3 protein-coding genes are annotated in these 3,991 nt (G+C 64.4%); all 3 read right to left on the reverse strand.

Going from position 1 to position 3,991, the window contains the following annotated elements; all coding sequences use genetic code 11:
- Nucleotides 1-114: 114 nt before the first annotated feature.
- From EU811_RS20650 to EU811_RS20660, 3 genes are read right to left on the reverse strand one after another with little or no spacing between them, the layout of a single operon-like run.
- Nucleotides 115-528 carry a DUF6262 family protein gene (locus EU811_RS20650; protein WP_021474754.1) on the reverse strand — a complete coding sequence of 138 codons (414 nt, stop codon included), beginning with the start codon at nucleotides 526-528 and terminating at the stop codon, nucleotides 115-117.
- Complete coding sequence (locus tag EU811_RS20655) at nucleotides 525-2,768, reverse strand: tyrosine-type recombinase/integrase (RefSeq protein ID WP_142940159.1); 2,244 nt, start codon at nucleotides 2,766-2,768, stop codon at nucleotides 525-527. Before EU811_RS20655 ends, EU811_RS20650 begins: the two co-directional genes overlap by 4 nt.
- The gene (locus tag EU811_RS20660; protein ID WP_142940160.1) at nucleotides 2,765-3,871 is read right to left on the reverse strand and encodes a tyrosine-type recombinase/integrase; all 1,107 of its coding nucleotides are present in this window, start codon (nucleotides 3,869-3,871) and stop codon (nucleotides 2,765-2,767) included. The genes EU811_RS20655 and EU811_RS20660 overlap by 4 nt, the downstream gene beginning before the upstream one ends.
- Nucleotides 3,872-3,991: the final 120 nt, after the last annotated feature.

The following is a 3,991-nucleotide window of genomic DNA, read 5'->3' on the forward strand; positions in this document are numbered from 1 at the left end:
ATTATCTTGAGCCCGTCGGGCTCCTGTGCCTCTGGCCTGCGGTTTTGGGTTGGTGGGTGTGTCCGGGACGTGCATGACGGTGGCATTGGGTGTCCTTTCATTCTCGTGGATCTGTTATGGATTCGGGATGGTCGCTGGGTCTGGTGATGGACTTTGGCGGCGTTGTCCGAGGGCGTGTGCGAGTTGCTGTCGCAGTCGTTGGTTCTCGTCGTTGAGTCGTCGGATTCTGTCGTTGGCCGCTTCGAGTCGTTGCCGTAGCGAGGCCTCGCTTGCCCGCTGTGGCTGTGATGCCGGTGTGGGCTCCGCTGAGGCGTGGTTTTGGCGGAGGCGTTCGATTTCGGCGCGGAGGTCGGGCTGGGTGTAGAGCCAGGACCGGGAGACTCGGGCGTATTTGGCGACGGCGTCGAAGGTGACCGGTCGGCCTTCCGCGTGCAGCGTGCGCAGCGCTTGGACGGCTTTGGACCGGGTGAGAGCGGCGCGCTGCTGTGCAGCTTTGATCAGGTGCCGGCTGTTGTCGGGGCGGTTCATCCGGCGGCCTCGGCTGGTGCGGTGTCGTCGAGGGAGTCGATGATGCGGTCCAGGTTGTGCAGCACGGCCTGGTTCATCTCGATGAGCCGGGTCTGTCCGCGGGCCTCGGCGGCGGACAGGATCTGGACGGTCTGGCGGCGCTGCTCTTGGTGCTGGGGGAGGAATTCGGCGGTGGTGACAAACATGGGACAGGTCAGGCAGGCGTTGGCGTGCGGGCAGGTTTTCTGAACCGGCAGCCCGCAGAATCCGTTCGGCAAGCTCTGCGTCGCGCGGCCGAGGCGTTGTTTGGCCCAGCTGGCTTCGGCGAGTGGTCCCTGCGGGTCAATGGTGATGGTGTCGCCGTTGATGTTGACCTTGCGGGCTTTCTCCCAGTGGCGACGCACGGTCGTGTCATGCAGCCGGGCGTAATGGGCGGTCATCTCCGCCGAGGTGTGATCGAGGAGGACCCGGACAACTTCCTGAGGAACGTCGCGGTTGATCAGTGTTGTCCCGAAGGTGTGGCGCCACTGATGCGGAGTCAGGCGCACCTCTTGCCCGTGTTCGTCGCGAATGTCGCAGCGTTCCAGCCAGTCTTCAAGCTGTCCGCGGTAGGAGTGTGTGGTGAGCGGTTTTGCTCCGTCGGGGTTCATCTTCGGGGCCGGGAACAGCCAGTTGCTGCCTTCGGGGAATCGTTCGCGGACGCGTCGTTGCTGATCGAGGATGGCGGTATGGACTTCCTCGTCGAGGGGTACGAGGGCTTCGCGTTTCATCTTCCGGTTCATATAGCGAAGGTATGGGGCGCCGTCACCGTCACGGACCACGCCGTCTGATACCAGGTTGCAGGCGTCCCCGACGCGCAGTCCGCAGCGCATCAGTATCAGTGTGAGTAGCCGACTGTCGGGGCTGGTCCATTTGCCGAGGTTTTCGGGTTGGTCGAGTTGCGCCATGATGTGATCGGCCAGGGCTCTGGGCAGTCGTTTGGCTGGTCGTGGGAAGTCTTCGGGGTAGAAGTTCGCCGATGCCGGCAGGTCCTTGGCCCGGTCGTGGCGGCGGATCGCGGCGAAGAAGGCGTTCAGGGAGCTGATGTCGCGGCCACGGGAAGTCACGGCCCGTTTATCCCGGGCGAGTTCGGCGAGGAAGCGTTCCAGGATGCCGCGGTCGATGCAGTCCGGGCCGTCGGAGTGGGGGATGGTGTGGGCGAGGAACGCGGCGAATCGGTTCAGGGCGAGGAGGTCGATGCGGGCTTGGATGATTTCCCTGCCGCTGGTCAGCCGCCATCGGATGAAGCGTTTTGCCATGGTGCGCAGCCACGGTTGCGGGATCTTGTCGAAGCGGAGGGTGCCGCGGGTGTCGGTGTAGCCGAGGCGGTGCAGGGCCCAGACGTCGCGGGAATACTCTGACTCCCAGCCGGTGCCGGCGGCGAGGTCTTCGAGCCGGGTGTAGGCAAATCGCAGGAATGCGAGTTGCCCGTTGTGGCGGTGACTGCGGCCCACCCGGCCGGCGCTATAGAACGCTGCCCACTGGCCAAGATTCCACTCCAGCAGCGAGGTGACGCCGCTGTCGGTGAGGAGCCGGATCACGGGCGTCACAACGGAGGAGCGGGTACTGGCCCGGCGTTCATCGTGGCGGCATTGCAGGGCGTGCTGGAGCTCAAGCCGCAGCTGGGGACGATCTGCCAGGCATCGGAAATCGAACCGGTCCAGGCCCACGCTTTCGCACCGGGCGACGAACTCGTCGATATCCGGTGTGCCAATGGCGTGCCAGCGGGACTTGTGGTTCAGACACAACGGCGAGTTGCCTTGGGCCCAGAGGTCGCAGAACGCGAGCCTGCATTCGGGCCGTTCGGTGGCTGGCTCGGGGGAGAGGGTAGCGAGCCACTTATTCACGTCGGTCTCGCTGGAACGACTGAAGAACCCGTGATGGCTGATGCAGAGGCCGCGTCTGGCCGAACCGAAGCGGCACCAGGTGACGGTGCATGCCGCCAAGGGGCCGTCGCCTACGGGTAATGGGCCGGGGCTGGCGAGGAATGACTCCAATTCGGGGCGTCCTTGGTCCAGCCAGCGCTTGTAGTGGCTTTTGCAGAACCCTTTCACCGTACGTTGCCGTTCACACTTGTCGATCCGGCAGGGCTCGGTGTTGAAGACGAGGGAGCCTGGGGCCGGGATCACGATTTCGGGTCTGAATTCGGGCCGGACGGTGCCCATGAGCTTAGCCAACAGACCGCGACCGTCCTCGTTTTCATTCAATGCGAGGGAGCTCACCAGGTGACCTCTTTTCCGGTCAGCAGCCCTGCCTTTTCGAGGGCGCGGCGGGCGTCCTCAACAGTGAGGTGGCCGTAGACGTCGATGGTGGTTGCGACCGATGCGTGGCCAAGCAGGCTGCTGATCACTTCGATGGGTGTCCCGGCCCGTAGCAAGCGGGTGGCATAGGTGTGGCGGAACCAGTGCGGGTCAAAATCCACTCCGGTGTTACGGCGCAGCCGCTTCACCAGGTCATAGAATGCCGCGTAGCCCATCGGGCGGCCGCGGGCGCCGGCCCACAGATTCACGAACACGTAGTCGCTGTCCAGATCTCCGTATTCCTCGTGAAGGTAGTCGCCGTAGAGCCGCACGACGTCCGCGCCGATCGGTATCGTGCGCGGCGAAACGGACTTCGCCCGGGCCCGGTTGGCGTTCACCCGCCGGCGGATCGTCAGCTCGCCCTCGGCGACTGCAATGTCCTCATGCCTTAGTCCGAGTGCTTCGCCGATACGGATTCCCGACTCCCACAGCAGGACGAACATGAACCGGTCCCTCAGCCGAGTGCACGCATCCAGCACTGCTTGTGCCTGCACCGCAGGCAGGACCGTGGGCAACCTCTTGGGCTCACGCAGCTTCACGATCCGGCGCCGCTGCGGCCTGTCCCCGGCAAGGTGGGCAAGGAACGGTCTCCATCCCGTTCTTCGGTGCCGGACCGTTTCGAACTCGGTGACAAGGTCGCCCAGCGGAACCCCATGACGGGAGTGAAACACGTAGAAGCCGCCCACCGCCGCGAGCTTGCGGTTCACCGTTCCCGGCCCGCAGTGATGGGAAGCCGACGGCAGCAGCGTCACGTCCGCGGCGCGCCCGGCAGGCGGAAGCCGCAGCCAGGCGACGAACTCGCCGACGTTCTCCAAGGCCACCTGGCGCCAATCAATGCCGCGGTGGCGAAGAAAGACGAACCAATCCTTGAGATCATGCGCATACGCCTTGAGCGTGTTCGGCGACCTCTCGACGTCGGTCAGGTAAGCCAGGAACCGCTCCACCGGCTCGACGACACCATGATCATCAAGCACAGTCCACGACTCAAGCGGCGAACCGGACACCAAAACTCGTTGAACCTGCATGAACCCTCCCGCGATCCCGTGTGATGGACAGCTTCAGATAAGCACCTCCATCACGCGGAACTGTGCGGTTACGGGCCTCGTGCTGCACGTCAAAGACACCCCGGTTCCGGCCCCAGATAA

It is taken from the genome of Arthrobacter sp. TS-15 (genome assembly GCF_006964045.1).
Lineage (GTDB): Bacteria > Actinomycetota > Actinomycetes > Actinomycetales > Micrococcaceae > Arthrobacter.

Bases quoted from the DNA above. Each gene is read 5' to 3' on its own strand.
- EU811_RS20660 (WP_142940160.1), bottom strand. From the start codon at position 3,871: ATGCAGGTTCAACGAGTTTTGGTGTCCGGTTCGCCGCTTGAGTCGTGG.
- EU811_RS20650 (WP_021474754.1), bottom strand. From the start codon at position 528: ATGAACCGCCCCGACAACAGCCGGCACCTGATCAAAGCTGCACAGCAG.